The sequence below is a fragment of the Streptomyces filamentosus genome, from assembly GCF_014654895.1.
Classification (GTDB): domain Bacteria; phylum Actinomycetota; class Actinomycetes; order Streptomycetales; family Streptomycetaceae; genus Streptomyces; species Streptomyces filamentosus.
The window spans coordinates 2118578-2143173 of record NZ_BNBE01000001.1 but is presented as its reverse complement, the minus strand read 5'-3'; the positions used below and the strand labels follow the sequence as shown (position 1 = coordinate 2143173).

Genomic DNA, 24596 nt, shown 5'->3' with positions numbered 1-24596 from the left:
ACCTGGGGTGGAGGCCCTGTGCGCTGCCCGCCGGCTACTTCACGCGCTGGAGAAAGGCGTCCCAGGCGGAGGGCGAGACGGAGAGGGAGGGCAGGGCGGTGTCCTTGGAGTCCCGGACGTGCACAAGGTGCACACCGGTGGCGACCTCGACGCAGTCACCGCCCTGTTCGCTGCTGTAGCTGCTCTTGAACCACTTGAGATCAGTGCTCACAGTTCCTGTGCCATCTTCTCGATGAGTCGTGCGGAGTCCTCCGGGGTGAGGGACTGGGCCCTCAACTCGCTGTAGCGAGCGGCGACGACTGCCACGTCCGGCGGTTCGGTCACAAAGTATCGTCCGACCTGGCCCTCCACATAGATGAGGCGGCCGCGGTGCTCGTTGGTCTCCAGGACCGTGAAAGAGCCACTCAGCCCGGCGTGGGTCCACTGGCCGCCAGGCATGACCTGGATGCTCACGTTGCGGAGATCCGCGTACTCGCGTACGTGCAGCAGGTTCTTCCGCAGCACCTCGGGGCCGCCGAGTGGCTTGGTGAGGGCGGATTGCTCCAGTACGAAGGTCACCAAGGGGGCGGGCTTCCGGAAGAACAACTCCTGTCGCTTGATCCGAGCCGCGACATGCACGTCTATGTCGTCGTCCTCCATGGGCGGGACGGCGCTGTGGAAGACGGCCCGGGCATACTCATGGGTCTGGAGCAGCCCAGGGATCAGATGGCAGTCGTACTTGTGGATGCCGACGGCTTTCTTCTCCTCCTCCAGATAGTCCTCGAACCAGGCCGCGACACCACTCGTGACGACTTGCTCCGCAAGCTTCAGCAGTGCACCTTGTGCACCCAGCAGTGGATCCACGATCGGCACGAATTCGCCCTTCGGATGGCGCAGCCCACGCTCGATCATGGCCACCTGGGACTTGGAATAGCCGGTCGCCTTGCCCACGGCCTCCTGAGAGAGCTTGGCCCGCTCGCGATAGAACCGCAGCATCATCCCGAAGGTTTTCGCGGCACCGACGCCCTGTTCGGTCTTCTCGTTCACACCCCGCCTTCCCGAGTGCACAGTCCTGCACAACCTCACTGTGTCCCTGGAAACAGCAGACCACGCCCACAAAGCTGGTCGCATGAATCTGAGCAAGTCGCTTGTCACCGCCCCCTCCTGGGTCCCCGCATCCGGTCACGCCCTACGGCTCGCGGGCGTGCACTTCGACGCCGTGCGGATCGGCGGGTACCTGGGGGAGGAGGTCGCGTACGACCTCATGGCGTTCACGGGATTCCAGGCGGGGCCGATCGTGCGGGAGGCCACGCGGGAGCGGAACGTCTACTTCCTGCTGGCACCGGGCACGGCCGCCGCCTTCTCGTGGCCGGCGCCGACGCGGGCGCTGTACGGGGGCGGCCGGAGCGAGTCGTACGTCGGGATCCCCGCGTTCGGCGGGACGACGTGGCCGCTGGGCTGGAGGTCTCTCCCGACGCTCGAAGATCCGTTCGTGGAGGGAGAGTTGTTGCATCGGGCGGTGGAGTCTGCGCTACGGTGACGGAAACGTCACGCTCCGTAAAAGGAGCGGCCCCCGGCGGTGCGCCAACACCTAACCGAGGGCCTTCATCACCAGTGGAAGACAGAGGTCCACCAGAAATGCTTCGGCATGCTATCGCGCCGGTTTCGGCGTACACGAAGGCCGCGCACAGTGTCATCCGGAACCGCCGGCTGACGAGCGACGCGAAGATCCTCGTCCTCCACGTCCAGGGACTCCCCGAGAGCGCGGCCACCGCCAAACCCCTGGGTGAGCACGCCGTCGACCTGGGCATGAAGCCCCGGGCGTACCAGAAGGCGAAGGAATGCCTCGCCGCGTGCGGATATCTGCACGAGTGGCGGTGGCAGGGCGACAGGGGCCGCTGGATCACCGAACAGCTCCTCGCGAACATCCCCCTCGGGCGCGAGGAGGCGGCGGGGGTGCGCGACGGCGACCGGTCACCGACCGTGCGCGAACCGATGGTCGGCGGACCGACCCCACCGGAGCCCGGTGACTCTCCCCAGGAAGAAGACGGGGAGAAGAAGAACACCCCCCACCCACCCACCGAAGAACCCCCGCGAACGCCCTCCCGGCAAAAGGAGAACGGGGATGGGAGCGAGGGCGAGGACGAGGGTGAGGCACCCGTGCCACCCGCCCCCAAATCACCCGCCCCCGAGTCCTCCGCCCCCGAGCCAACTGCCGCCGAGTCACCCGCTCCCGCAGACCCCCGGCTCGCCCAGGCCGAACACCTCCTGCTCTCCCTCCGCCGCGAACACCGCGACCTGCTCCTCGGGGTCCGCGAGGCGCGCGGGCTCGCCGCGATGGCGGCGGAATGGCTCAGGCGCGGGATCACACCCGACGACCTCCGGCACGCGCTGACGGCCCACCTGCCCCGCACCGGCGTCCACTCGGCGGTGGGGTTCCTCCGGCACCGCCTGACGGAGAAGCTCCCGCAGGAGCGGACGGAACCCCCGCTCGGGGAGGCCCCCCGCCCCGCACCCGGCGCGCTCGTCGACTGCGCGGGGCCGGGGGAGCCGCACGCCTTCCGCCCGCTCGGCGACGAGACCCATTGCGCTCCCTGCCGCCGCGAGACCGCCCGGAAGGCCGCCCCGGGGGCCCAGCCGCCGCCGCGCCCCGAACGCCCGACCTGGCGCACCCGCGTCGCGGACGCCTTCGCCGCCCACCCCGACCGCACCTGGTCGGCCCTCGACGGCCCGGCGCCCGCCACCTCGTGAAGCCCCGCCCCCGGCCCTCGGCCTGCGGTCGCGCGACGTACGCGGCCGTCACCAGGGGCTCCGGCCGTCCCGAACCGTCTCGGATCGGCCCGCCCGCCTGTTCCCCCCCGCCCCGCCCCGCCCCGCCCCGCCCCTCCCCGAACCGCCCGCCCGCCAGGCACGACCCCTTACCCTGACCCGGTGATACGAGCCTGGCTCCTCCCCGTCCTCCTGATCCTCGTCGGCCTGCTCGGCGGGGGGAGTCGCGCGGCGGACGGCAGCCCGCTCACCGGCCTGCTCGTCCTCGCCGCCTTCCTCCTCCTCGCCTTCGTCAACTCCCCTCTCCTCTTCCCCCGTTCGCTCACCCATGCCGAGGCCATGCGCCGCAGCGCCGCCGACGGCCGGCCGGTCGTCTACTGGCGGCCCGGCTGCGCCTACTGCATGAGGCTGCGGACCCGGCTCGGCTCCCGCGCGCACCGGGCGCACTGGGTGGACATCTGGCGCGACCCCGAAGCCGCCGCAGCCGTACGCGCCGCGAACGACGGCAACGAGACCGTCCCGACCGTCCTCGTCGACGGCCGCCACCACACCAACCCCGCTCCGTCCTGGCTGCGGCAGCGGCTCTGAACGGCGGGTCCGCCTACCGGGGCGGCACGGTGACCCCGTGGGGCGGGAAGGCGTCGGTGAGCATGGCGTACTGCTCGGGGGTGAGGCGGTCGCGCTTCCAGACGGCCTGGGCGGTCATCGTGGTCCGGCCGATGGCGGAGGACAGGGCCCCGCCGGGCCGGGAGGTTCTCAGCTCCTCCGCGCGCGGCAGGAAGGCGTCCCGGACCAGCTTGTCGAGGGCGGAGAAGCGGGCCGCGTCGAGCTTCGGGACGGCCTTCAGGTCGTAGGCGCCGGAGGAGACCGCCACGGCCGTGGCGTGCCGGATGTCCTGGAGCGCGGCCAGGGGAAGACGGGCCGCGTCGGCGACGAAGGCGGCCACTTCGGGAGGAAGGAGGTGGGACATGCCGTGAGATTACGGCTGCCGCCGCGCCCTCCGCACCCCTGTGGACAAGGGGCTGTGGAAAACCTCTGGCAGCCGTCTTGCCGGCCTCGTTACCGTCTCCGACATGACCAGCACCGAGACCTCTCCGACGGCGACGGCGACGACGACCCTCTGGCGCCCCACCGGCCCCGAGGAGCTCGCGCTCGTGCGGGAGTCGGGCTGGCGGACCTGGCCGGCGCGGCTGCCGGAGCAGCCGATCTTCTATCCGGTCCTGAACGAGGACTACGCGATCCGCATCGCCCGCGACTGGAACGTGAAGCACAGCGGCGTCGGCTACGTCACCCGCTTCGAGGTCGACTCCGCCTTCCTCGCCCGTTACCCGGTGCGGCAGGCCGGCGGGCGGACGATCCTGGAGCTGTGGGTGCCGGCCGACGAGCTGGACGCGTTCAACGCCCACCTCGTCGGGCCGATCACCGTCACCCACGAGTTCCGCTGACCCGACCCGCCGACCCGCCGACCCGCCGACTCGTCGGCCCACCGGCCCACCGGCAGGCCGGGGCGGCGGTCAGCCCTTGCTGACCGCCGCCAGGATCTCCGGGAGCCGCTTCAGCATCGGGCCCGCCATGGCCTTCAGGGCGGCCCACAGGAGCAGCGCGCCGTACGTCACGCCCAGCGGCAGCAGGAGCCACAGCAGGTCGTGGTGGCCGGCGACGCGGAGCCAGACCAGGAGGGCGATCAGCGGCGCGCACAGCAGCGGGCCGCCGAACATGCCGCCGAAGATCGCGGCGACGGCCATGCCGCCCTGGCCGGGCGCCACGTTCCGCCGGGAGTCCTGCGGGACGGCATACGGGTAGCGCACCGACGCGACGACGCCCAGCGCCAGCATCGCGCCGAGCAGGGCGAAGGCCAGGCCGAACACCTCGGGGAGCTGGGACCAGCCGCCCGTGACGAGGCCGGTGGCCACGGCCACCAGGACCGTGAAGGGCACGGTGATCGCGATCAGCACGTACGCCCGGTCGCGCAGTTCCGCGTACGCGTCCGCCGGGGTCGAGATGGTCTGCGCCACCATCCAGAACGCCGACGAGTCCTGCCCGAACTGGTTGAACATCTGCACGCCCAGCATCCCCGACGCGAAGCACGCCCAGTAGACCGAACCGGCTTCCTGGAAGGCGTTGAACATCGGCACGAGCGCGCCGACCGCCAGCGCCGACACCCACGCGGCCTTCGTCTTAGGGTCGCGCCAGATATAGCGGAAGCAACGTTCCATCACCGCGCCCGTACGGCCCCCGGGCAGCAGCCGGGCCAACAGGCCGCGCCCCTCGGCCGGGTCCCGTACGGACTCCGGCGCCGCGCCGACCGTGGAACCGTCCGGCTCCACCATCAGCCGCACCAGGCTCCGCCGCCACCACCACAGCAGCACCACGAGCGCCACCACGGACACGGCGAGCCGGGCCGCGGCGACCACCGCGTCACCGTCCGCCGCCGACCGCACCGCAGCCACCGCGGAGGCCGGCGGCAGCCAGCCCACCACGGACGCCACCGTGTCGAGCACCGACAGGTCCTCGGCCCGGCCCAGCGCCTGGGCGCCGAAGTTGACCGCCTGGATGCCCAGCGCGATCACCAGGCCGCTCAGCAGGGCCATGTCCCGGCCCTTGCGGGAGGTCAGCAGCCGCACGTTCGCCGTCGCGACGGCCCGCGACAGCGCCACGCACACCAGCAGCACCAGCGGCACCGCGAGCACCGCGAAGACCGTCGCCGCCGCCCCGTGCGCCACGGCGGTGACGGCGCCGGCCGCGAGGCAGAGCGTGAACAGCGGCCCGATCCCGACGAGGGAGGCCACGAGCAGCGCCCGGACCAGCGGCTGCGGCCGCAGCGGCAGCATCACGAGCCGCGAGGGGTCCATCGTCTCGTCGCCGCTCGGCAGGAACAGCGGCATCACCGCCCAGCCGAGGCCGAAGACCCCGACCGTGAGCACCGCCACCGCCCCGGCCGCCCCGTGCCCCCGCAGCAGCAGGAAACCCAGCACCATGAGGGCGGCGATCAGCAGCACGACGACCAGGGAGGCGACGAAGGCGACCGTCCGCCCGCCCGACTGCCGCAGCCCGTTCCGCATCAGCGACAGCTTCAGGCGCACGAAGACCGGCGTGAGCGACGGCCCGTCGGCCGCGGCGCTCACGGGCGCTCACCCCGGGCGCCGCCCAGCCAGTCCAGCGAGTCGCCCGCGGCCGCCCGGTCGCCCGCGCCCACCAGCTCCAGGAACGCCTCCTGGAGGGTGGCCGCCGAGCCCTTCACCTCCGCCAGCGGACCCTGGGCGCGGATCCGCCCGCCCGCCATCACCGCGACCCAGTCGCACAGCGACTCCACCAGCTCCATCACGTGGCTGGAGAAGACGACCGTCGCGCCCGAGCCGGTGTACCGCTCCAGGACGCCCCGGATGGTCTGCGCCGACACCGGGTCGACGCCCTCGAAGGGCTCGTCGAGGAAGAGCACGTCCGGGTTGTGCAGCAGTGCCGCCGCCAGACCGATCTTCTTCCGCATGCCGGTCGAGTAGTCGACGACCAGCTTGTGCTGCGAACCGGCCAGGTCCAGCACGTCGAGGAGCTGGGTGGCCCGCTTGTCGACCTCAGCCCCCGGCAGCCCCCGCAACCTTCCGGTGTACGCGAGGAGTTCACGTCCCGAGAGCCGCTCGAAGAGCCGCAGCCCCTCCGGCAGGATGCCGATCCGCGCCTTCACCCGGGCGACCGACTCCGGATCGCTCCACACGTCGTGCCCGGCGACGAGGATCCGCCCCGAGTCCGGCCGCAGCAGCCCGGTCACCATGGACAGGGTGGTGGTCTTGCCGGCGCCGTTGGGCCCCACGAGCCCGATGAACTTCCCCGCGGGCAGCACCAGATCGATCCCGTGGACCGCGATCTGCTGCCCGAACCGCTTCCACAGCCCCTCCACGCGCACCGCGGGCGCCGCGCCGGGATCCTCCGGCGCGGCGCCCGCGGTGTCGAACATTCCGTCAGATGCCTGGTCAGGCATGGTCCGTCAACCCTTCGGTTGTCCCCGTACGGCGCTCTTCGCGCCTTTCGGGCCACCCTAAAGGGGAGACCTCCCGAAGCCCCGGGCCACGGACGCCGGACCCGGCGGCGCCGGGCTCACTGCTGCCGGGCCCGTGATTCCGCCGCCTCGCGCCCGCACGCGTACGCCAGGGCGCTGATCAGCTCCTCCGCGTCGGGCAGCCAGCGGTTGGCGGGCGTGGGGCGGCGGGCCCACTGGACCGCGCCCCGGCCGCCGACCCGGGTGGGCGGCGCCGCCACGTAATGCCCCTCCCCGCGCGTGGCGAGGTCGAGCGCGGCCGGGGCCCAGCCGAGCTTGCGGATCAGGTCGGGGACCTTCGCGGAGGCGCCCGGCAGCACGAAGAAGAACATCCGGCGGTCCGGGGTGCAGGTCACGGGACCCAGCGTCAGCTCCATGCGCTCCATGCGGGCCAGCGCGAGGAAACCGGCCGCCTCGGGCACCTCGATGGCGTCGAAGGTGCGGCCGGTGGGGAGCAGGATCGACGACTTCGGCTGCTTCGACCACATGCGCCGGGCGCCGACCGCGCTCCCGGTCGCCAGCGTCGCCCAGTCGGGTTTCATGGCGTGAGCGCCCGGCAGGGGGCAGTCGTCGGTGCCGCAGGAGCACCGCTCCCGCCCTTCGACGGCTTCCAGCCAGGTCCCGGGGAACACGTCCCAGTGCCGCTCTTCCGCATAGCGCACGGCGCTGTCGAGCAGCTGCTCCCCCCGCTGCTTGGGGATCTGTGCGGCTTCCGTCGTGACTCCGATGCTCTCATCCACGGTCAAGACAACTGCGCCCGTCACCTGGGGTTACGGGCGCGGCGGCGCCGGGAGTGAGGCATCGATCCTGCATGCGGGGCGCATGGGTGCACGCGCGGGGGCGCGCGGAGGTGCGGCGAGCGGGGAGGGGTACGGAAGGGGCGGGGGACGGGCGCGCCGGTCACGGTCAGACGTGTCCGGTTTCGCGTGTTCACATCGGCATTGACCGGATATTCACAGGGCAATGATCCACCCGTGTCCGTACCTCTCCCGTCTGGGGGTTCCACTCATGGCAGCCAGGCCACTCGTGCCACGACAGCCCAACGAACGGCTCCAGGCGCTCATCCAGGAGGCCGCGTGTTCCAACGCGGGCCTCGCCCGCAGGGTCAACATGGTCGGCGCGGAGCGCGGCCTCGACCTGCGGTACGACAAGACGTCGGTGGCGCGCTGGCTGCGCGGCCAGCAGCCGCGCGGCCGGGCGCCCGGCGTCATCGCCGAGGCCCTGGGCCGCAAGCTGGGGCGGGCGGTGACCATCGAGGACGTGGGGATGGCCGGCGGCCGGAACCTGGCGGCGGGCGTCGGCCTCCACTTCGCACCGACCGTGCCCGGCGCGATCGAGCAGGTCTGCGAGCTGTACCGGAGCGACGTGGGGCGCCGCGACTTCCTGACCGGCTCCTCGGTCGCCGCCTCCGCGCTGGTGGAGCCCACCAGGGACTGGCTGATCACCGGCGCGGACGCGCAGGTGGCGCGGTCGACCGGGTCCCGGGTGGGCCGCTCGGACGTGGCGGCCGTACGGGAGACGACGGCGGCCCTCGTCGAGCTCGACCGGCGCTTCGGCAGCGGGCACGTGCGCCCGGTGGTGGTCCACTACCTCGACGGCGTGGTGTCCGGGATGCTGTCGGGCTCCTACCGGGAGGCCGTGGGGCGGGAGTTGTTCGGGGCGGCGGCCCGACTGACCGAACTGGCGGGCTACATGGCGGTGGACACCGGCGAACCGGGCCTGGCCCAGCGGTACTACATCCAGGCGCTGCGGCTCGCGCAGGCGGCCGGGGACCGGGGGTACGGGGGCTACGTGCTGGCCGCGTCGATGAGCCACCTCGCGGCGGAGCTCGGGAACCCGCGGGAGATCGCGCAGTTGGCGCGGGCCGCGCAGGAGGGCACGCGGGGCCGGGTGCCGCCGCGGGCCGAGGCGATGTTCCTGGCGGCGGAGGCGCGCGGGCACGCGCTGGTCGGGGACTCGCCCGCCTTCGAGTACGCGGCGGGCCGGGCCGTACGCGCGCTGGAGGCGGCCGACCCGGAGGCCGGCGACGACCCGGTGTGGATCGCCCACTTCGACGGGGCGTACCTCGCGGACGAACTGGCCCACTGCTACCGGGACCTGGGGCGCGCGGAGGCGGCGGCCCTCGCGGCCGAGGAGGCCCTGGCGGGACATCCGGAGGGCCGGGTGCGGCGCCGGGCCATCGGACTCGCGCTGCTCGCGGCGGCACAGGTGCAGCAGCGGGAGATCGAGGAGGCGTGCCGGACGGGCACGCGCGCGCTGGAACTGCTCGGCACCCTGCGGTCGTCGCGGGGCGCGGAGTACCTGGAGGACCTGAGGGACCGCCTGGAGCCCTTCGCGGGCGAGGCGGTGGTCCGGGAGTTCGAGGCGCGCCTGGAGGTGCAGGCGGCCTGAGCGGACGGCCGGAGGGCCCGGCGTCTTCCGGACCCGCCCGGAAGACGCGGCCCGAGGGTGTTAGCGGGCTCACACGTGTGTGCGGAGCCGTGGACGTACCCGGTAGCGTGAGCCGACGGTTCCGTAGGTAGAGCAGTGGGAGTCCCGGTGACGCAGAACGGACAGGGTCCGGAGCAGGGGGGCGCGCAGGCGTGGGGCGGTGCCTGGGGGCCCGGCGGCGCCCAGCCCCAGCCGGGCGGGCAGCCGCTGCCGCCCGCCCAGCCGCTGCCCCCGGAGGCGCCGGCCGCCGGTGACTTCCAGGCCACGCAGTACCTGCCCCCCGTGCCGCCGCAGCCCGCCCCGGGAGCGATGCCGCCGGCCGGTCCGCCGGCCGGGTACGGCTACCCGCCGCCGGTCGCCGCCCACGGGGCTGCCGACATGCAGGCCACCCAGCACATACCGCCGGTGGGCCCGCCCGCCGGGTACGGCTATCCGCCGCCGGTCGCGGACATGCAGGCGACCCAGCACATCGCGCCGGTGCCGCCGCAGGCCGGTCCCGGCGACGGCGGCCACACGCAGTTCCTGGGCACCGGCCGGCTGCCGCAGCAGCCCGCGCCCGCCGGAGCCTCGGACGCGACCCAGTACATCGCCCCCGTACCGGGCGGCCCCGTGCCCGGCGGTCCGGTGCCGGGCGGTGGGATGCCCGGCGGCATGTCCGGCGGTGGCATGTCCGGTGGCGGGATGCCCGGCGGTCCGGTGCCCGGGCAGACGCAGCCGCCCGCCGAGTTCGACAGCCTGTTCCGGGACTCGGCGCCCCAGCAGCAGCCCGCGCCGCCGGCGTACCGACAGCCCGCCCCCGCCCCGTACCCCCCGCAGCACCAGCAGCCCCAGCCCCCGCAGCAGTACGGCTACCAGGGCGGGGGCGGCGGCTACCAGGCGCCCGGCAGTGCCCAGCAGGACGGCTACTACTACGACGACGAGCCCGAGGCGCCGCGCCGCAAGTCGCCGGTCGCGCTGATCGCGGCCGTCGTCGTCGGCTGCGCGGTCGTCGGCCTCGTCGTCGGCGGCCTGCTCAGCGGCGGCGACGAGAAGAAGGAGCAGCAGGCCGGCCCGAGCGCGGCCCCCAGCTCCCAGGCCCCGGCGCCGAGCGAGGGCGCCTCCGAGGCGCCGGAGAAGAAGGACGACCCGGCCGAGCCGCAGGCGAAGGAGCTGGACAAGCTGCTCGCCACCAGCAACGACAGCCGGGACGCGGTGATCAGCTCCGTCGAGTCGATCAAGCAGTGCAAGAACCTCGACAAGGCCGCGGCCGACCTGCGCGGCGCGGCCGAGCAGCGCCGGGGCCTGGTGACCAAGCTCCAGTCGCTCGGCGTCGACAAGCTCCCGAACCACGGCGGGCTGACCGCCGCCCTCACCCGCGCGTGGCAGGCGTCCGCCGCGGCCGACGACCACTACGCCGGCTGGGCCGACCAGATGAAGGCCAAGAACGCCTGCAAGGGCGGCCACGCCAAGACCACCAACCGCCTCAAGGCCGCCAACGACAAGAGCGTCGAGGCGACCCAGGCGAAGAAGGAGGCGGCCGGGTTGTGGAACCCGACCGCCGAGAAGTACGGGCTGTCGAAGCGGTCCGCCACCCAGCTGTAGGGGACGGGATCCAGGATTTCGGGTCTTGGATCCGGGATCCAAGATCCGGGATCCAAGATTTCGGATCTTGGATCCGATATGGCGGATCCTGGATCCAGGATCCCGTCAGCCGGCGGCGCCGACCGTCGCGCCCACGTCGACGAAGCCCGGCTTCTGGGCCACCAGGCGGCCCTTCCTGACGACCTGGAAGGTCACCTGGCGGTTGACGATCCGGGGGAAGTCCGAGGCGCCGAGCAGGTCCTCGTACATCCAGCGCAGCGGCGGGGTGAGGCCGCCGGTGTCGACGCGGGCGCCCCGGTCGAGGGCTTCGGAGAGGCGGGCGGCGGTGATCTTGTCGGTGTGGAGGGACTCGACGACCTGGCGGAAGACCGTGTAGGCGATCCAGGTGGTCTGGACGCCGGCGTCGGTCGGGTCGACGCGGTTGTCGGCGAAGGCCTGTTCCTGGATGACCTTCCGCATCGGGGCCCAGCTCTTGTCGTCGGCCTCCGGGTACCAGCCGGTGACGTACGCGCCCTCGAAGGGGCTGCGGGCGCCGCCGGTGCGGTCGATGAGGGGCTGGCCGACACTGCCGAGGACGGACGAGATCCGGACGCCCCGCGCGGCCTTCGAGCCCTTCGAGCCGTTCGCGTCCTCGCCGCCACCGCTGCCTTCGTCGGCCGCCTGCGCGCCGCCGGAGGAGCCGGGGAGCCGCCTGAAGGAGTCGAAGAAGGTCTGGGTGCGCTCGCCGAGCACGGCGGCCACGCAGCCGCCGTCGGAACCGGCCCTCTCCTTGGCGCGGGCGGCCTGGGCGGTGTACTCGGTGGCGTCCTCGACGGCCGGGATGTCGACGGCGCCGCGCTTGCTGGCCCGCTTCAGGCCCGAGTCGAGGAGCTTGGTCAGCTGGTCGCCCGCGAGGGTGTCCGGACGGACCAGGGACACCTTCCGGCAGGACTCGGCGAGCTGCATGCCGTGCCCGGCGACGAGCGAGGCCACACCGCCGTTGACGGGGTACGAGAGGGGGCTGGTGAACTCGTCCTCGGTGATGCCGTAACCGCCGATGTACGGGATGCCGGCCGCTTCGAGGGGCGCCATGAAGGCGCGGCCGTTCTGGCTGTACGAGCCCACGACGGCGACCGCGCCCTCGTGGACCGCGCGGCGCGCGCAGCCGGCGGCGCCGGCGGGGGTGTTCTGTTCGTTGCAGGTGAGGACGCGCAGTTCGTGGCCGTCGATGCCGCCCTGGGCGTTCACCCAGCGGGCGTACGCCTGGGCCATCGCGGGCATGCCGGGCATGTTGGTCGCGCGGGTCTGGTCGGGTGCCCAGGTCATCACCGTGACGGGCTCCCTGGAGCCCCCCGTGGCACCAGGGAGCACGCCACACCCGGTGAGGAGCGACGCGCCGGCCGCCGCGGCGGTGACGGACGCGAGGAGTGAAAGCAGTCGCCTACCGGTCATGGACACGAACACTTCCGGCACTCGGGTAACGCGGGAGTGTGTGCCGTTCAACGGAGGGTGACCTGGAGGTGAATTACAGGGGCCCGGGGGCCTAAGGGGAGGGTGTGGGTCCGCTTGTCGGTGGTGAACCGTACGATCGGACGATGTCCAGTCCCGCCCCCGGTCCCGGTTCCGCGAACTCTTCCCGTCGCGGCCGTCGCTCCTCCACCATGGGCGGCATGCCGCTCAACGACATGCCGTGGTGGCGCTGGCGCGCGAACGTGCGCTCGGCGCTGCACATGCTCTCCGATCCCGGGTTCCACCACTCCGTCTGGCTCGCCGGACAGGAGGGGTACGGAGACGTCACCGACGCCGTCTACCGGCTCGTCGAGGACACCTGGCTCGACAACTGGTCCGCCGAGAAGTACGTCGGCGCGATCTTCCGGGACTCCGCGGAGGCCCAGCTCGTCGACCTCGCCGTCCTCCGGGTGCTGCGGATCCTCCACCAGGTCGGGCCCGACGCGCCCGTCTCCGCCTACCTGGAGCACCCCGGCTGGCCCGAGGCCGTCCACGCGGCCCGCGAGGCGCACGTCCGCCTCGCCGTCGCCGACGGGGACGACCCCGACGCGGCGCCGCGCTCCCTGGACGTCCTGCGGATCCTCACGCGCGCGTGAGGATCCGGGGCCGGGCCGGAGGCCGGGCCGGGGTGCGGCGCGGGGTCCGGTGGACGGACGGCGGTACGGGCCGGGCGGCCCGGTGTGGCACGCTGTTCCGATGACCGACCAGTACGTCCTCACCATCTCGTGCCCGGACAAGCAGGGCATCGTGCACGCCGTGTCGAGCTACCTCTTCATCACGGGATGCAACATCGAGGACAGTCAGCAGTTCGGAGACCGTGACACGGGTCTCTTCTTCATGCGGGTCCACTTCTCGGCCGAGGCGCCGGTGACCGTGGAGAAGCTGCGGGCGAGCTTCGCGGCGGTGGGCGACTCCTTCCAGATGGACTGGCAGATCCACCGCGCCGACGAGCGCATGCGGGTCGTGCTGATGGTCTCGAAGTTCGGCCACTGCCTCAACGACCTCCTCTTCCGGTCCTCCATCGGGGCGCTGCCGGTCGAGATCGTCGCCGTCGTCTCCAACCACACCGACTTCGCCGAGCTCGCCGCCTCGTACGACATCCCCTTCCGGCACATCCCCGTCACCAAGGACACCAAGGCGGCGGCGGAGGCGGAGCTGCTGGAGCTCGTCGAGCGGGAGAACGTCGAGCTGGTCGTCCTCGCGCGCTACATGCAGGTCCTCTCCGACGACCTCTGCAAGCAGCTGTCCGGGCGGATCATCAACATCCACCACTCCTTCCTGCCGAGCTTCAAGGGCGCCAAGCCCTACCACCAGGCGCACGCCCGCGGCGTGAAGCTCATCGGGGCGACGGCGCACTACGTGACGGCGGACCTCGACGAGGGGCCGATCATCGAGCAGGAGGTCGAGCGGGTGGGCCACGAGGTGACGCCCGACCAGCTCGTCGCGATCGGGCGCGACGTGGAGTGCCAGGCGCTGGCCCGCGCGGTCAAGTGGCACGCCGAGCGCCGCATCCTCCTCAACGGCCGCCGCACGGTCGTCTTCGCGTAACCCCTTCCGGGGGCCGTCGCCGTTCCGCTGCGGGCGTTCGTTCCGCGAGGGGCGGCTCCGCCGTTTCGTTGTGGGCAGTCGTTCCGCCGGGGCGGAACGGGTGGGCACGACGGAACGGCACCTTCTGCGGGTGCCTCCGCTTACGTGCCTGGACCCGCATCCCAAGTGCACCGTGCATCGGGTGCGGGTCCAGGCCCGGAAAGCCTCGGCCCGGCTAGGGGCGCCGTCCCTGTGCCCACCCGTCCCGCCCTGCGGGACGCCTGCCCACAGGGACGACGGGTGCAGCGCTCACAGGCGGCTCAGGGAGGCTGCTGCTGCGAGGACGTCCCGGATGGCTTCCCGGTCGCCGTCCTGGCCGGCGGCGGCTTCTTCGGGGGTGATGTGGCCGGCGACGAGCTGGCAGAACTCGACGCCGTCCATGGCGACCTGGGCGACGCTGTGGTCGGGGGAGCCGAGGGCCGCGGGGGAGTCGAGCGCGATGTACCAGTGGCCGCCGCCGGCGCCCTCGACCTCCAGGTGCAGGGAGCGGCCGGGCGCGCCCGCGGTGACGAGTCCTCGGGGCGGGCCCGCGAGGCCGGCGCGGCGGCGGTGGGCGACGGCGGCCGGCAGGAGCCGCGCGGCGAGGTCGATCATGCCGTGCAGGTGCGGTCCGCTCGGCGGGGCGTACGGATAGGCCACCGCGTTCGCGATGTCGTCCGCGTGCAGCCAGCACTCGAAGGCCCTTTCGAGGAGCGCGTCCTTGAGGGGCAGGGCGAAGTCGCCGTAGGTGACGGTGAGGTTCGCGATGCCGCGTCCGGCGAAGGACACGGTCCGGACGAGGGCGTGGCTCTGCTCCCGCCAGGGCGCCCGCAGGGTCCGGTTCGGCGGCCGGTCCAGCGCTTCCCAGAAGGCTTCGGTGCGTTCGGTCGGGTTCAGTTCGGGCACGTCGGGGCCGAGCGGGTCCTCCAGGCCGAGCGCGCCGGACACGAGGCCGTCGACGGCGAGGAGGTGGCCGATCACCCCGGCGACGGTGGACTTCCGCCGCACGGTGCGCTCGTCCTCGTACCACTTGAGCCGGACCGGCGCGTGCCACTCGGCCTCGCCGATGTCCCGCAGCAGCGCGTCGAGCCGGGCGGTCTCGGCGTCGTACGGGACGGCCCACGCGGGCACGGGGATGCGGGCGGGGCGGCGGCCGAGGCAGTTCTCCAGGACCCGGGACCGCAGCAGCGGGTCGAGGTCCAGGTCCCGGTCCTCGTGGAGCAGCGTGACGGCGTCCCGCAGCCGCAGCGCCTCGTCGGCGCAGGGCGCGCACCCCGTCAGGTGGTCCTCGACGGCCCGGGTCTCCGCGCCCGAACACGCCGACAGTGCCCAAGCCCCGAGGAGGGACTTGAGCACCGTGTGGGAGAGCTCCGGGGGCGGCGGCGCGCCGGCGGGGTCCGGCAGGTCGTCGGCGGCCTCCCGGGGGCCCGGTATCCAGGGGGCGCGTGCGAGGTGGTCGTCCTCGCCGTTCGCCCCGGTCGCAGCGCCCGCCCGTAGCCGCCCGGCGGGCCGTCGAGGGGGCGTGTGTTGGCCGTGGAGAGAAGCTGGAGGCCGAGCCGCAGCCGGCGCCGGGCCTCCTCGGGGCTGATGGACAGGTCCGCGGCGGTCTGGCGGTAGTCCCGCCGCTGGAAGTACGCCAGTTCGAGCGCCTTGCGGAGCGGGGCCGGCATGGAGGTGACGATGTAGTCGGCGCGGGCGGCGGCGGAGGCCCGGCGCACCTTCGCCTCCAGCTCCTCGGCGGAGCCGACGCCGGTCTCGGCGTAGGCCGTGGCCTCGGTCTGCCGCAGCCGGTGCACGGCCTGCCGCTGGGTCAGCCGGGCCACCCAGGAGCGGAGGTTGCCCTGCCGGGGGTCGTACGCGTCGGGGTTCTCCCAGATGTAGCCGAAGACCTCGCGGGTGATCTGGTCGGCGGCCTGGTCGTCGTCGAGGACGCGGTGGGCGAGGCTGTGGACCAGGGAGGCGTAGCGGTCGTACAGCTCGCCGAGGGCCGCGGCCTCGCCGCGTGCGAGCCGCTGCTGCATCCTGCGGTCCCAGCGCGGCGGTGTGTCGTTCGCCATCCGAGCCCCACCCTCTCGCTTTCCCTGTCGCGCCCCGCCTGCTGTCGCCGTCCGCCCGCCGTCCGTCCCCGTCCGGGGGCCGGAGATCCGGAAGACCGGAAATCCGGAGCTCCGAGCGGCCGGAAAACCTCGTCCGGAACTCCAAAGTAGTGCGAGGGCGGGCGGCGCACGTCTGTTTGCCACAAGTGCGCCCTTGACGCGGGGGCGGATGGTAAGGAAAGCGTCATACCGCGCGAGAGGGGTTTCGCCGCGGTGCCCCTGGGAAGGCGCCCGTCCGTGACGACGATCGAGGCCCACGAGGACGACCGCGGCGGATGGACGGTGCTGCGCCTGCGCGGTGAGCTCGACCTGGTGACCTCCCCCCGGATACGGCGGCGGGTCCACGACGCCGTGGCGGCGGGCCGTCACGACCTCGTCGTCGACCTGTCCGGGGTCGTGTTCTGCGACTCCAGCGGGGTCGGCGTGCTGGTCGCCGCCCGCCGGCTGCTGCGCTCCTGCGGCGGCCGGCTGCGCCTGGTCCTCCCCGAGCCGGGCGCGGACCACGCCCACGTGACGCGGGTCTTCGCCGCGCTCGGCGTGATCCGCCTCTTCGAGGTGTACGAGGACGTGCCCTCGTCCCTGGCGGGCCGCGGCCCCGCGATCCCCGCCCAGCCGTCGGCCCCGACGGCACCCGCACCCGCCACGACGGCACCCGCCCCGGCCCCGGTGGCGCCCGCCCCGACGGCCCCCGCCCCCTTGGCCCCCGCCGTCAGCCCCCCGCCCCGAACCGCTCCCTGAGCTTGTACTTCAGCACCTTCCGCAGCGTCTCGTTGCGCGGCAGGGCGTCGACGACCTCCAGCTGTTCCGGCAGCTTGTGGACGGAGAGCCCGGCCGCGCGCAGGAAGCCGGTCAGCTCCTCCAGGGTGAGCGGCGGGGCGCCCGGGGGCTGTTCGACGACAGCGCAGACCCGTTCGCCGCGTTCGGGGTCGGGCAGGCCGATGACGGCGGCGTCGCCGACGGCCGGGTGTTCGTGGAGGAGGTCCTCGATCTCCTTGGCCGAGATGTTCTCCCCTTTGCGGATGATGACGTCCTTCAGCCGGCCGGTGAGGACGAGGTGGCCGGTGGGGGTGAGGCGGCCGAGGTCGCCGGTGACGAGGAAGCCGTCCTCGTCGAAGGCAGCGGCGGTCTGCGCGGGGTCGAGGTAGCCGCGGCAGACGGCTTCGCCGCGGAGCCGTATCTCGCCGTCGGCGGTGACGCGGACCTCCATGCCGGCGGGCGGCCGGCCCTCGGTGCCGGCGAGGTTCTCGGCGGTGTCCTCGGGGTCGCCCATGGTGATCATGGGGACCTCGGTCATGCCGTAGCCGTGGGTGAGCTGGCAGCCCAGCTCCTTGCGGACGGCGTGGTAGACCTCGGGCGGTTTGGGGGCGCCGCCGCCGGCGAGCAGCCGCAGGGTGGGGATGACGGGTTCGCCGGGGTTCTTGCGCTGTTCGGCGAGGAACATCGAGTAGAAGGCGGTGGAGCCGCCGGCGACGGTGACGCCGTGGCGGCGGTACTCGGCGAGCGAGCCGGGCAGCGCGAACTGTTCGAGCATGACGGCGGGGAAGCCGTACAGCAGCAGCATGACCGTGTAGTCGGGCCCGGCGATGTGCGCGTACGGGAAGGCCATGGAGCCGACGTCCTCGGCGGTGAGGCGCAGGGCGTGGGCGAGGCAGGCGCCGCCGGCGAGGAGCGAGCGGTCGGTGTGCAGGACGCCCTTGGGGTCGGAGGTGGTGCCGGAGGTCCAGTAGATCCAGCGGACGTCGGTGCCGGAGGCGGGCGGCGGGGGGAGGACGGCCGGGTCGCCGTCGGGGAGGTCCTCGGGGAGGTACGCCGGGAAGACGCCGCGCGCGCCGAGCCGTCCGGCCATCGCGGTGTGGTCGAAGCTGCGCCAGACGCCGGGCACGGCGAAGAACTCGGCCCCGGCCTCGCGCAGCGCGAAGCCGACCTCCTTGTCGCGGTAGAAGGGGATGACGGGGGTCTGTACGGCTCCGAGGCGGGCGAGCGCGAAGGACAGCACCGCCGTCTCGATGCGGGTCGGGAGCTGCCAGGCGACGACGGTGCCGGGGCGGACGCCCATGGCGTGCAGCCCGGCGGCGCAGCGCTCGGCGCGCTCGCGCAGTCCGCCGAAGGTGAGGACGCGGTCCTCCTGGAGGAGGACGGGCCGGTCGGGGGTGAGGGCGGCGCGCCGTTCGACGAGCTCCCAGAGGGTGCGGGACTCGCTCAGCGCCAGGGCCTGTGCGGTTTCGGTGGCGGTCACCGGGTCCTCCATTGCTGACGGTGTGTCAGTTCGTGCGGAGAGCGTAGGGGGCCGGTCCTTGTCGGTCCAGACCCTCGCCGTTAGCCTGACCCCACCAGGATCTGACGATCCATCAGAAACGTGGAGGGGTCATGACCGAACCGCCCCGGATCACTTCCGAACCGCCCCGCATCGCTCCCGAACCGCCCCGGATCGCTCCCGAGCCGGCCCGCACCACCGCGGAGCCGGCCCACGCCACCACCGAACTCCCCCGCATCATCAGCGTCGACGACCACGTGATCGAACCCGCCCACCTGTTCGACACCTGGCTCCCCGCGAAGTACCGCGACCGCGGCCCCAAGGCGCTCACGGCCGGGATCGGGGAGCTCGCCTACGTCGGCGGCAAGTACCAGATCACCATGGACCCGGCCGGTCCCCCCGCCGACTGGTGGATCTACGAGGACCTGAAGTTCCCGTACAAGCGGAACATCGCCGCCGTCGGCTTCGACCGGGACGACATGACCCTGGAGGGCATCACCCGCGAGGAGATGCGGCGCGGCTGCTGGGACCCCGGGGCGCGCCTCGCCGACATGGACCTCAACCACGTCGAGGCGTCCCTCTGCTTCCCGACCTTCCCGCGCTTCTGCGGGCAGACCTTCGCCGAGGCGCACGACAAGGAGGTCGCCCTCGCGTGCGTCCGCGCGTACAACGACTGGATGGTCGAGGAGTGGTGCGGCGACAGCGGCGGCCGGCTCATCCCGCTCTGCATCATCCCGCTGTGGGACATCGACCTGGCGGTGGCGGAGATCCGGCGCAACGCCGCCCGCGGGGTGAAGGCCGTGACCTTCTCCGAGATCCCCACCCACCTCGGCCTGCCGTCGATCCACTCCGGCCACTGGGACCCGTTCTTCGCGGTCTGCCAGGAGACCGGCACGGTCGTGAACATGCACATCGGGTCGAGCTCCCAGATGCCCGCCGCGTCCCCCGACGCCCCGCCCGCCGTCCAGGCCAGCCTCAGCTTCAACAACGCGATGGCCTCGATGATGGACTTCCTCTTCTCCGGCGTCCTGGTGAAGTTCCCCCGCCTGAAGCTCGCCTACAGCGAGGGCCAGATGGGGTGGATCCCGTACGCCCTGGAGCGCGCCGACGACGTCTGGGAGGAGCACCGGGCCTGGGGCGGGGTCCGCGACCTGATCCCCGAGCCGCCGTCCACGTACTACTACCGGCAGATCTTCTGCTGCTTCTTCCGCGACAAGCACGGCATCGCCTCGCTGGACGTCGTCGGCCGGGACAACGCCACCTTCGAGACCGACTACCCGCACGTCGACTCGACCTTCCCGCACACCAAGGAGGTCGCCCTCGACCACGTCCGGGGCCTCGACGACGAGACCGTCTACAAGCTGATGCGCGGCAACGCCATCCGCATGCTCGACCTCGGCATCGTCTGATGGACCTCTCCTACACCGCCGAGGAGGAGGAGTTCCGGGCCCGGCTGCGGGAGTGGCTCGCCGCCGAGCTGCCCGGCCTCCCGCCGAGGCCCGACCCGCTCGACTGGCCGGGCCGCCGGGCGTACGACTGCGGCTGGCAGCGGCGCCTGTACGACGCCGGGTACGGGCACGTCCACTGGGACGCCTCGCCCACCCAGCGGCTGATCTTCCTGGAGGAGACCGAGCGGGCGGGGGCGCCCTACGTCGGCGCCAACTTCGTCGGCCTCCTCCACGCCGGGCCCACCATCGCCGCCGAGGGCACGCCGGAGCAGCGCGAGCGGTGGCTGGAGCCGGTGCTGCGCGGCGACGAGGTGTGGTGCCAGGGCTTCAGCGAGCCCGACGCCGGCTCCGACCTGGCCTCGCTGCGGACCAGGGCCGTGCGGGACGGGGACGCGTACGTCGTCACCGGGCAGAAGATCTGGACCTCGCACGCCGAGGTCGCCGACTGGTGCGAACTCCTCGTGCGGACGGACCCGGAGGCCCCCAGGCACCGGGGGATCAGCTGGCTGGCGCTGCGGATGGACGCCCCCGGGGTGACCGTCCGCCCGCTGCGGACCCTCGCCGGGTCCACCGAGTTCGCCGAGCTCTTCCTCGACGAGGTGCGGGTGCCGGTCTCCCACCGGGTGGGGGAGGAGAACGACGGCTGGCGGGTCACCATGGTCACCCTGTCGTTCGAACGCGGCACCGCCTTCGTCGGCGAGGTCGTCGCCTGCCGCCGCCTCCTCGGCGAACTCGCCCGCACCGCACGGGAGAACGGCACCTGGGACGACCCCGCGCTCCGCCGCAGGCTCGGCGCGCTCGCTGCCCGCTTCCAGGCCCTGTGGCGGCTCACCCAGCGCAACGTCAGCGAGGCGCAGGCCACCGGCGGCGTCCCTGGCACCGGCGGCTCCGTCTTCAAACTGGACTACTCCCACGCGCGCCAGGAGCTGTACGACGCCGCCGCCGACGTCCTCGGCCCCGACGCCCTCGACCTCGGCCGCGAGTGGAACCTCGACCGGCTCTCGTCCCTCTCGTACACGATCGCGGCCGGCACCAGCCAGATCCAGCGCAACATCGTCGCCGAGCGGATCCTCGGCCTCCCGAAGGGACGGTGACCGGGGCCGTGGACTTCCGACCGAACGAGGACCAGCGGGACCTGAGGCGGGGGATACGGGAACTCCTCGCCGGGCGCTTCGGCCGCGAGGCCCTGCGGGCGGCCGTGGACGGGCCGGGGCGCGTCGACCGGGGACTGTGGAAGGAGCTCGGCGAGGCCGGGTTCTTCGCGCTGCGGCTCCCGGAGGAGGAGGGCGGGGTGGGGCTCGGCCTCCCGGAGGCGGTCCTGCTCTTCGAGGAGGCGGGCCGGGCGCTGCTGCCCGGCCCGCTCGTCGCCACGCACCTGGCGGCGGGGGCGGTGGAGGGTGCGGCGGAGGGCCTCACGGTGGTGACCGAGGTCTCGCCCGAGGGTCTGGTCCCCTGGCTGGACGCGGCCGACGTCGTACGGGGCGACGCGGCCGGAGCCGTACCGCTGCGGTCGGTCGATCCGCTGACGCCCCTGCACCGGGCGCCCCGCACCGGGCGGTTGTCGGCCGGAGCCGTGGAAGCCGCGCTGCTCACCGCCGCCGAGCAGGTCGGCACGGCCGCCTGGTGCACCGACGCCGCCGTCGCCCACGCCGGGCGGCGGGAGCAGTTCGGCCAGGTGATCGGGGGGTTCCAGGCGGTGAAGCACCTGTGCGCGGGGATGCTGGTGCGGACCGAGGTGGCGCGGGCCGCCGTGCAGGCCGCCGCCGTCACCGCCGACCGCGTCGAGATCGCCGGGGCGAAGCTGCTCGCCGACGAGGCGGCCGTGGCGAACGCCCGGGACTGCCTCCAGGTGCACGGCGGGATGGGCTTCACCTGGGAGGCGGACGTCCATCTGCACCTGAAGCGGGCCTGGGTGCGGGCCGCGCTGGTGCTGCCGGGCGCGAAGGCGGCGGAGGAGGTGGCTTCGGCACTCTGAGTTCCCGTCCCGGGCCCGGACCGGGACGGCGGCCGCCCCGAACTGGTGACTGAGCGTGTTCGATTACGGGCGGAATGTCGATATCGTGTTGTGTCCTTGGGAGGGCCGTCACGGGCCGGAGTCGGCCCTCCGCTCCGGTACTCTCCGTGGGATGCGAGTGCTTGTGAGCCCGGATCGCGCCCCGCGTTCGACTCCCCGCCGCGTGCGTCGCACAGTATGGACCATGCGTACTCCTTCGCGCTGGAATATGCCCGAAGCGCTTGTTGCGGTGACTGTACGTCAACCATGCTGTCTCGCAAGGGAATCACGTTCCGTAAAGGTGTGTCCGCCGGTTCGGATGGTGTGAACGGTGCAGGTGCTTCAGGTGCAGTTGGAGGTCGGGCCGGACCCGGCGGAGGTGGGGCGTGCGCGGAGGTGGGCCCGGAAACGGCTGGCCGGTTCCGGGATAGGGGCCGACGAGCCGCTGGCGGAGACGCTGGTGCTGCTCATCTCCGAGCTGGTCACCAACGCGGTGGTCCACACCGGCTGTCCCGCCGTCCTGCGGATGCTCTTCGCGGCGGAGGGCGGGGTGCGGGTCGAGGTCGCCGACAACAGCGCCGTGCCGCCCCGCCCCCGGCACGCGGCGGGCGAGGACACCAACGGGCGCGGCCTGGAACTGGTGGACGGCCTCGCCGACCGCTGGGGCTGGCAGCCCGAGGGGGTCGGCAAGAGCATCTGGTGCGAGGTCGACCGCGCGCCCGGCGGCCCGGTGCCGGGCGAGGGGCTGGGATCACCCGGCCGGGTGCACTGTTGACGGTTCGTTCCGTTTTGCCCACTCTGGTGTGAGCGATTCGCGGCGAGGGGAGCCGAGGGCCGTGCGCCCTCGGCAGGTGCGGGTCGCGCCCGGGTGGCGGCGGTCCGCGCCGTGCTCGGGGCGCGCGCGAGCGCGCCGCCACCCATGAACCCTCCCCGGCCGGAACCGGGGGCCAGGGGCCAGGGACCTGGGACCTGGGACCAGGGGTCAGGAACCCGAAGCCCGGAAGGCGGGAGTCCGGAACCCGGCCCTAGAACAGCGCCACCGGCGCCACCGGCGTCCCCGTGCCGCCGACGAAGGGCTCCGGCATCGCCGACAGCAGGAAGGCGTACCGGCCTTCTTGTGCACAGGCTGTGGACAACTCCTCCAGGTTCCAGTTCTGCCCCTGGAGCATCCCCATCTCGACCAGGTCGAGCGCGTGCACGCCCAGCCACAGGTCCTCGACCTCCGGCGGGAAGATCTCGAAGGTGAGCGTGTCGTTGGCGACGGCCGCGACGTCCCGCGCGTGGAACCACTCGGGCGTGCGGATCGAGAGCCCCGGCGACGGGAAGGCGTACCCGTGCCGGTCCCCCGCCAGGTACAGCCCGATCTGCCCGGTCCGCACGAGGACGACGTCGCCCGCCCGCACCGTCACCCGCCCGAACTCCGCCGCCTCGTCCAGGTCCTCCGGCGTCACCGCGTGGCCGCCGGGCAGCCGGTCCACGCCCTTCGCCGCCGCCACGTCGAGCAGAACGCCCCGGCTGACGACGTGCCGGGCCGTGTGGATGCCGCTGAAGGCGGCGCGGCCGTGCGGGGTGACGGTGTCGGCGGGGCGGCCGTTGTAGATCCGGCCGGAGTGCGAGGCGTGCGTGAGGGCGTCCCAGTGGGTGCCGGCCTGGAGGCCGAGGGTCACGGCGTCGTCGCTGGTGGCGACCGTGCCGGGGCCGAACAGCTCCTGGTTGACCTGCACCATCACGTGCAGCGGGTTCACCCGGCCGGGGATCATCCCGGTCTGCACGCCGTCCTGCTTCAGCTCCAGGGCGAGGGGCACGCGGCGGCCGGTGCGGACGCCGGCCGCCGCCTCCCGCACCACCTCGTCGGTGATCAGGTTCAGCGTCCCGATCTCGTCCTCCCGGCCCCAGCGGCCCCAGTTGTTCACGCGCTCGGCGATCTCGTGGAAAGCGGCGGGGAGGGACATCGGGGCCTCCGGGGGCTTGTCTTCCGGCATCTGACGACCCATAGAATCTAACGGACCGTCAGAAACTGCGGGAAGGGGCCGGAGATGGGGAACTTCTTGGCGGGCAAGGTCGTCGCCGTGACGGGAGCGGGGCGCGGCATCGGCCGCGCCGTCGCCCTCGCCTGCGCCGCCGAGGGCGCGAAGGTCGTCGTCAACGACTACGGCGTCTCCATCGAGGGCGGCGAGCCGACGAGCGAGGTCGCGGTCGCCGTGGTCAAGGAGATCGAGGCGGCGGGCGGCGAGGCCGTCGCCGTCGCCGACGACATCTCCACCATGGCGGGCGGACAGCGGGTCGTCGACGCCGCGCTCGCCGCGTACGGCCGGATCGACGGCGTCGTCTGCGTCGCGGGCATCCTGCGCGAGCGGATGCTCTTCAACATGGGCGAGGAGGAGTGGGACCCGGTCGTCGCCACCCACCTCAAGGGCACCTTCACCGTCTTCCGCGCCGCGTCCGCCGTCATGCGCAAGCAGGGCGCGGGCACCCTCATCGGCTTCACCAGCGGCAACCACCAGGGCTCCGTCGCCCAGGCCAACTACTCGGCGGCCAAGGGAGGGATCATCTCCCTCGTCCGCAGCGCTGCCCTCGGCCTCCACAAATACGGCGTCACCGCCAACGCGGTCGCACCCGTGGCCAGGACCCGGATGTCGGCCAACGTGCCCATGGAGCTCAAGGAGATCGGCGAGCCCGAGGACGTGGCGGCCCTCGTCGTCTACCTGCTCAGCGAGCGGGCCCGCGCCGAGTCGATCACCGGGCAGGTCTACACGATCGCCGGGCCCAAGATCGCCGTCTGGGCGCAGCCCCGGGAGCTGCGCGCCGGCTACGCCGAGGGCGGCGCGTGGACGCCGGAGCGGATCGCGGACTTCCTGCCGGGGACGGTCGGGACGGACCCGATGCCGATGCTGGCGCGCCTGGAGGAGATGGCCCGCGCGGCGGCCGCGGGCGACCGGCCCAACCGGTAGATCCGGAC

24 protein-coding genes and 1 pseudogene are annotated in these 24596 nt (G+C 73.2%); 14 read left to right on the top strand and 11 right to left on the bottom strand.

Annotation, left to right across the window (positions count from 1 at the left end):
• Positions 1-34: 34 nt before the first annotated feature.
• The gene (locus tag IE326_RS09540) at positions 35-211 is read right to left on the bottom strand and encodes a DUF397 domain-containing protein (protein WP_030749446.1); all 177 of its coding nucleotides are present in this window, start codon (positions 209-211) and stop codon (positions 35-37) included.
• The gene (locus IE326_RS09535) at positions 208-1026 is read right to left on the bottom strand and encodes a helix-turn-helix domain-containing protein (RefSeq protein WP_030749443.1); all 819 of its coding nucleotides are present in this window, start codon (positions 1024-1026) and stop codon (positions 208-210) included. The genes IE326_RS09540 and IE326_RS09535 overlap by 4 nt, the downstream gene beginning before the upstream one ends.
• 82 nt (positions 1027-1108) lie before the next feature.
• On the opposite strand from IE326_RS09535, the gene IE326_RS09530 reads away from it, so the two are divergent.
• The 3 genes from IE326_RS09530 (at position 1109) to IE326_RS09520 (ending at position 3336) form a co-directional block, all read left to right on the top strand.
• Positions 1109-1519 carry a hypothetical protein gene (locus IE326_RS09530; RefSeq protein WP_030749439.1) on the top strand — a complete coding sequence of 137 codons (411 nt, stop codon included), beginning with the start codon at positions 1109-1111 and terminating at the stop codon, positions 1517-1519.
• Between the two features lie 98 nt (positions 1520-1617).
• The gene (locus IE326_RS09525) at positions 1618-2730 is read left to right on the top strand and encodes an ICP22 family protein (protein ID WP_190041284.1); all 1113 of its coding nucleotides are present in this window, start codon (positions 1618-1620) and stop codon (positions 2728-2730) included.
• Positions 2731-2910: 180 nt separating this feature from the next.
• Entirely contained in the window at positions 2911-3336 is a 426-nt protein-coding gene (locus tag IE326_RS09520) for a glutaredoxin domain-containing protein (protein WP_190041283.1), read from the top strand.
• Positions 3337-3349: 13 nt separating this feature from the next.
• Here the strand turns inward: IE326_RS09520 and IE326_RS09515 are convergent, their stop codons facing one another.
• A complete protein-coding gene (locus IE326_RS09515; protein WP_150230491.1) occupies positions 3350-3718 on the bottom strand; it encodes a hypothetical protein in 369 nt (122 codons plus the stop codon).
• A gap of 103 nt (positions 3719-3821) precedes the next feature.
• On the opposite strand from IE326_RS09515, the gene IE326_RS09510 reads away from it, so the two are divergent.
• Entirely contained in the window at positions 3822-4193 is a 372-nt protein-coding gene (locus IE326_RS09510; protein WP_150230493.1) for a hypothetical protein, read from the top strand.
• 69 nt (positions 4194-4262) lie between these two features.
• Here IE326_RS09510 and IE326_RS09505 read toward each other — a convergent pair whose 3' ends face one another.
• From IE326_RS09505 to IE326_RS09495, 3 genes are all read right to left on the bottom strand, one after another.
• Entirely contained in the window at positions 4263-5873 is a 1611-nt protein-coding gene (locus tag IE326_RS09505; RefSeq protein ID WP_190041282.1) for a transporter, read from the bottom strand.
• Positions 5870-6724, bottom strand: a complete 855-nt coding sequence (locus IE326_RS09500) for an ABC transporter ATP-binding protein (protein ID WP_190041281.1) — start codon at positions 6722-6724, stop codon at positions 5870-5872. The genes IE326_RS09505 and IE326_RS09500 overlap by 4 nt, the downstream gene beginning before the upstream one ends.
• Positions 6725-6840: 116 nt before the next feature.
• On the bottom strand, positions 6841-7521 hold the full coding sequence (locus IE326_RS09495) for a bifunctional DNA primase/polymerase (protein WP_150230498.1): 681 nt from the start codon (positions 7519-7521) through the stop codon (positions 6841-6843).
• Between the two features lie 268 nt (positions 7522-7789).
• Between IE326_RS09495 and IE326_RS09490 the strand changes: the two genes are divergently transcribed.
• Together IE326_RS09490 and IE326_RS09485 are read left to right on the top strand one after the other, a co-directional pair.
• On the top strand, positions 7790-9172 hold the full coding sequence (locus IE326_RS09490; protein WP_190041280.1) for an NsdA family TPR-like regulatory protein: 1383 nt from the start codon (positions 7790-7792) through the stop codon (positions 9170-9172).
• 147 nt (positions 9173-9319) lie between these two features.
• Positions 9320-10792: a hypothetical protein gene (locus IE326_RS09485; RefSeq protein WP_229915262.1), complete on the top strand. Its 1473-nt coding sequence runs from the start codon at positions 9320-9322 to the stop codon at positions 10790-10792.
• Between the two features lie 105 nt (positions 10793-10897).
• Here IE326_RS09485 and IE326_RS09480 read toward each other — a convergent pair whose 3' ends face one another.
• Positions 10898-12223: an ABC transporter substrate-binding protein gene (locus IE326_RS09480; RefSeq protein WP_190041279.1), complete on the bottom strand. Its 1326-nt coding sequence runs from the start codon at positions 12221-12223 to the stop codon at positions 10898-10900.
• 143 nt (positions 12224-12366) lie between these two features.
• Here IE326_RS09480 and IE326_RS09475 point away from each other — a divergent pair, with 143 nt between their 5' ends.
• Positions 12367-12876: an SCO4402 family protein gene (locus IE326_RS09475; protein WP_150230504.1), complete on the top strand. Its 510-nt coding sequence runs from the start codon at positions 12367-12369 to the stop codon at positions 12874-12876.
• Between the two features lie 100 nt (positions 12877-12976).
• Positions 12977-13828 (top strand): formyltetrahydrofolate deformylase, encoded by an 852-nt coding sequence (gene purU / locus IE326_RS09470; RefSeq protein WP_150230507.1) that lies wholly within the window; start codon positions 12977-12979, stop codon positions 13826-13828.
• Between the two features lie 288 nt (positions 13829-14116).
• On the opposite strand, the gene IE326_RS09465 is transcribed toward purU, so the two are convergent.
• Together IE326_RS09465 and IE326_RS09460 are read right to left on the bottom strand one after the other, a co-directional pair.
• A complete protein-coding gene (locus tag IE326_RS09465) occupies positions 14117-15280 on the bottom strand; it encodes a maleylpyruvate isomerase N-terminal domain-containing protein (RefSeq protein ID WP_229915437.1) in 1164 nt (387 codons plus the stop codon).
• A 53-nt stretch (positions 15281-15333) separates the two neighbouring features.
• A pseudogene (locus tag IE326_RS09460) lies at positions 15334-15903 on the bottom strand (sigma-70 family RNA polymerase sigma factor); the annotation flags it as partial.
• A 276-nt stretch (positions 15904-16179) separates the two neighbouring features.
• On the opposite strand from IE326_RS09460, the gene IE326_RS09455 reads away from it, so the two are divergent.
• Entirely contained in the window at positions 16180-16680 is a 501-nt protein-coding gene (locus IE326_RS09455; RefSeq protein ID WP_190041276.1) for an STAS domain-containing protein, read from the top strand.
• On the opposite strand, the gene IE326_RS09450 is transcribed toward IE326_RS09455, so the two are convergent.
• Positions 16652-18190, bottom strand: coding sequence for a class I adenylate-forming enzyme family protein (locus tag IE326_RS09450; protein WP_190041275.1), 1539 nt, complete (start codon positions 18188-18190; stop codon positions 16652-16654). The two genes, IE326_RS09455 and IE326_RS09450, sit on opposite strands and share 29 nt — an antisense overlap.
• Positions 18191-18309: 119 nt before the next feature.
• Here IE326_RS09450 and IE326_RS09445 point away from each other — a divergent pair, with 119 nt between their 5' ends.
• The 4 genes from IE326_RS09445 (at position 18310) to IE326_RS09430 (ending at position 22412) form a co-directional block, all read left to right on the top strand.
• A complete protein-coding gene (locus IE326_RS09445; protein WP_229915260.1) occupies positions 18310-19605 on the top strand; it encodes an amidohydrolase family protein in 1296 nt (431 codons plus the stop codon).
• Positions 19605-20738: an acyl-CoA dehydrogenase gene (locus tag IE326_RS09440; protein WP_190041274.1), complete on the top strand. Its 1134-nt coding sequence runs from the start codon at positions 19605-19607 to the stop codon at positions 20736-20738. Before IE326_RS09445 ends, IE326_RS09440 begins: the two co-directional genes overlap by 1 nt.
• Before the next feature lie 8 nt (positions 20739-20746).
• On the top strand, positions 20747-21619 hold the full coding sequence (locus IE326_RS09435) for an acyl-CoA dehydrogenase family protein (protein WP_150230520.1): 873 nt from the start codon (positions 20747-20749) through the stop codon (positions 21617-21619).
• Positions 21620-21968: 349 nt separating this feature from the next.
• Positions 21969-22412: an ATP-binding protein gene (locus tag IE326_RS09430; protein WP_150230522.1), complete on the top strand. Its 444-nt coding sequence runs from the start codon at positions 21969-21971 to the stop codon at positions 22410-22412.
• Positions 22413-22662: 250 nt separating this feature from the next.
• Here the strand turns inward: IE326_RS09430 and IE326_RS09425 are convergent, their stop codons facing one another.
• Entirely contained in the window at positions 22663-23589 is a 927-nt protein-coding gene (locus IE326_RS09425; RefSeq protein ID WP_150232999.1) for a cyclase family protein, read from the bottom strand.
• 84 nt (positions 23590-23673) lie between these two features.
• On the opposite strand from IE326_RS09425, the gene IE326_RS09420 reads away from it, so the two are divergent.
• On the top strand, positions 23674-24588 hold the full coding sequence (locus IE326_RS09420) for an SDR family NAD(P)-dependent oxidoreductase (protein ID WP_190041273.1): 915 nt from the start codon (positions 23674-23676) through the stop codon (positions 24586-24588).
• Positions 24589-24596: the final 8 nt, after the last annotated feature.

Bases quoted from the DNA above. Each gene is read 5' to 3' on its own strand.
- IE326_RS09530 (WP_030749439.1), top strand. From the start codon at position 1,109: ATGAATCTGAGCAAGTCGCTTGTCACCGCCCCCTCCTGGGTCCCCGCA.
- IE326_RS09525 (WP_190041284.1), top strand. From the start codon at position 1,618: ATGCTTCGGCATGCTATCGCGCCGGTTTCGGCGTACACGAAGGCCGCG.
- IE326_RS09515 (WP_150230491.1), bottom strand. From the start codon at position 3,718: ATGTCCCACCTCCTTCCTCCCGAAGTGGCCGCCTTCGTCGCCGACGCG.
- IE326_RS09510 (WP_150230493.1), top strand. From the start codon at position 3,822: ATGACCAGCACCGAGACCTCTCCGACGGCGACGGCGACGACGACCCTC.
- IE326_RS09500 (WP_190041281.1), bottom strand. From the start codon at position 6,724: ATGCCTGACCAGGCATCTGACGGAATGTTCGACACCGCGGGCGCCGCG.
- IE326_RS09490 (WP_190041280.1), top strand. From the start codon at position 7,790: ATGGCAGCCAGGCCACTCGTGCCACGACAGCCCAACGAACGGCTCCAG.
- IE326_RS09480 (WP_190041279.1), bottom strand. From the start codon at position 12,223: ATGACCGGTAGGCGACTGCTTTCACTCCTCGCGTCCGTCACCGCCGCG.
- IE326_RS09475 (WP_150230504.1), top strand. From the start codon at position 12,367: ATGTCCAGTCCCGCCCCCGGTCCCGGTTCCGCGAACTCTTCCCGTCGC.
- purU (WP_150230507.1), top strand. From the start codon at position 12,977: ATGACCGACCAGTACGTCCTCACCATCTCGTGCCCGGACAAGCAGGGC.
- IE326_RS09450 (WP_190041275.1), bottom strand. From the start codon at position 18,190: ATGGAGGACCCGGTGACCGCCACCGAAACCGCACAGGCCCTGGCGCTG.
- IE326_RS09445 (WP_229915260.1), top strand. From the start codon at position 18,310: ATGACCGAACCGCCCCGGATCACTTCCGAACCGCCCCGCATCGCTCCC.
- IE326_RS09440 (WP_190041274.1), top strand. From the start codon at position 19,605: ATGGACCTCTCCTACACCGCCGAGGAGGAGGAGTTCCGGGCCCGGCTG.
- IE326_RS09425 (WP_150232999.1), bottom strand. From the start codon at position 23,589: ATGTCCCTCCCCGCCGCTTTCCACGAGATCGCCGAGCGCGTGAACAAC.
- IE326_RS09420 (WP_190041273.1), top strand. From the start codon at position 23,674: ATGGGGAACTTCTTGGCGGGCAAGGTCGTCGCCGTGACGGGAGCGGGG.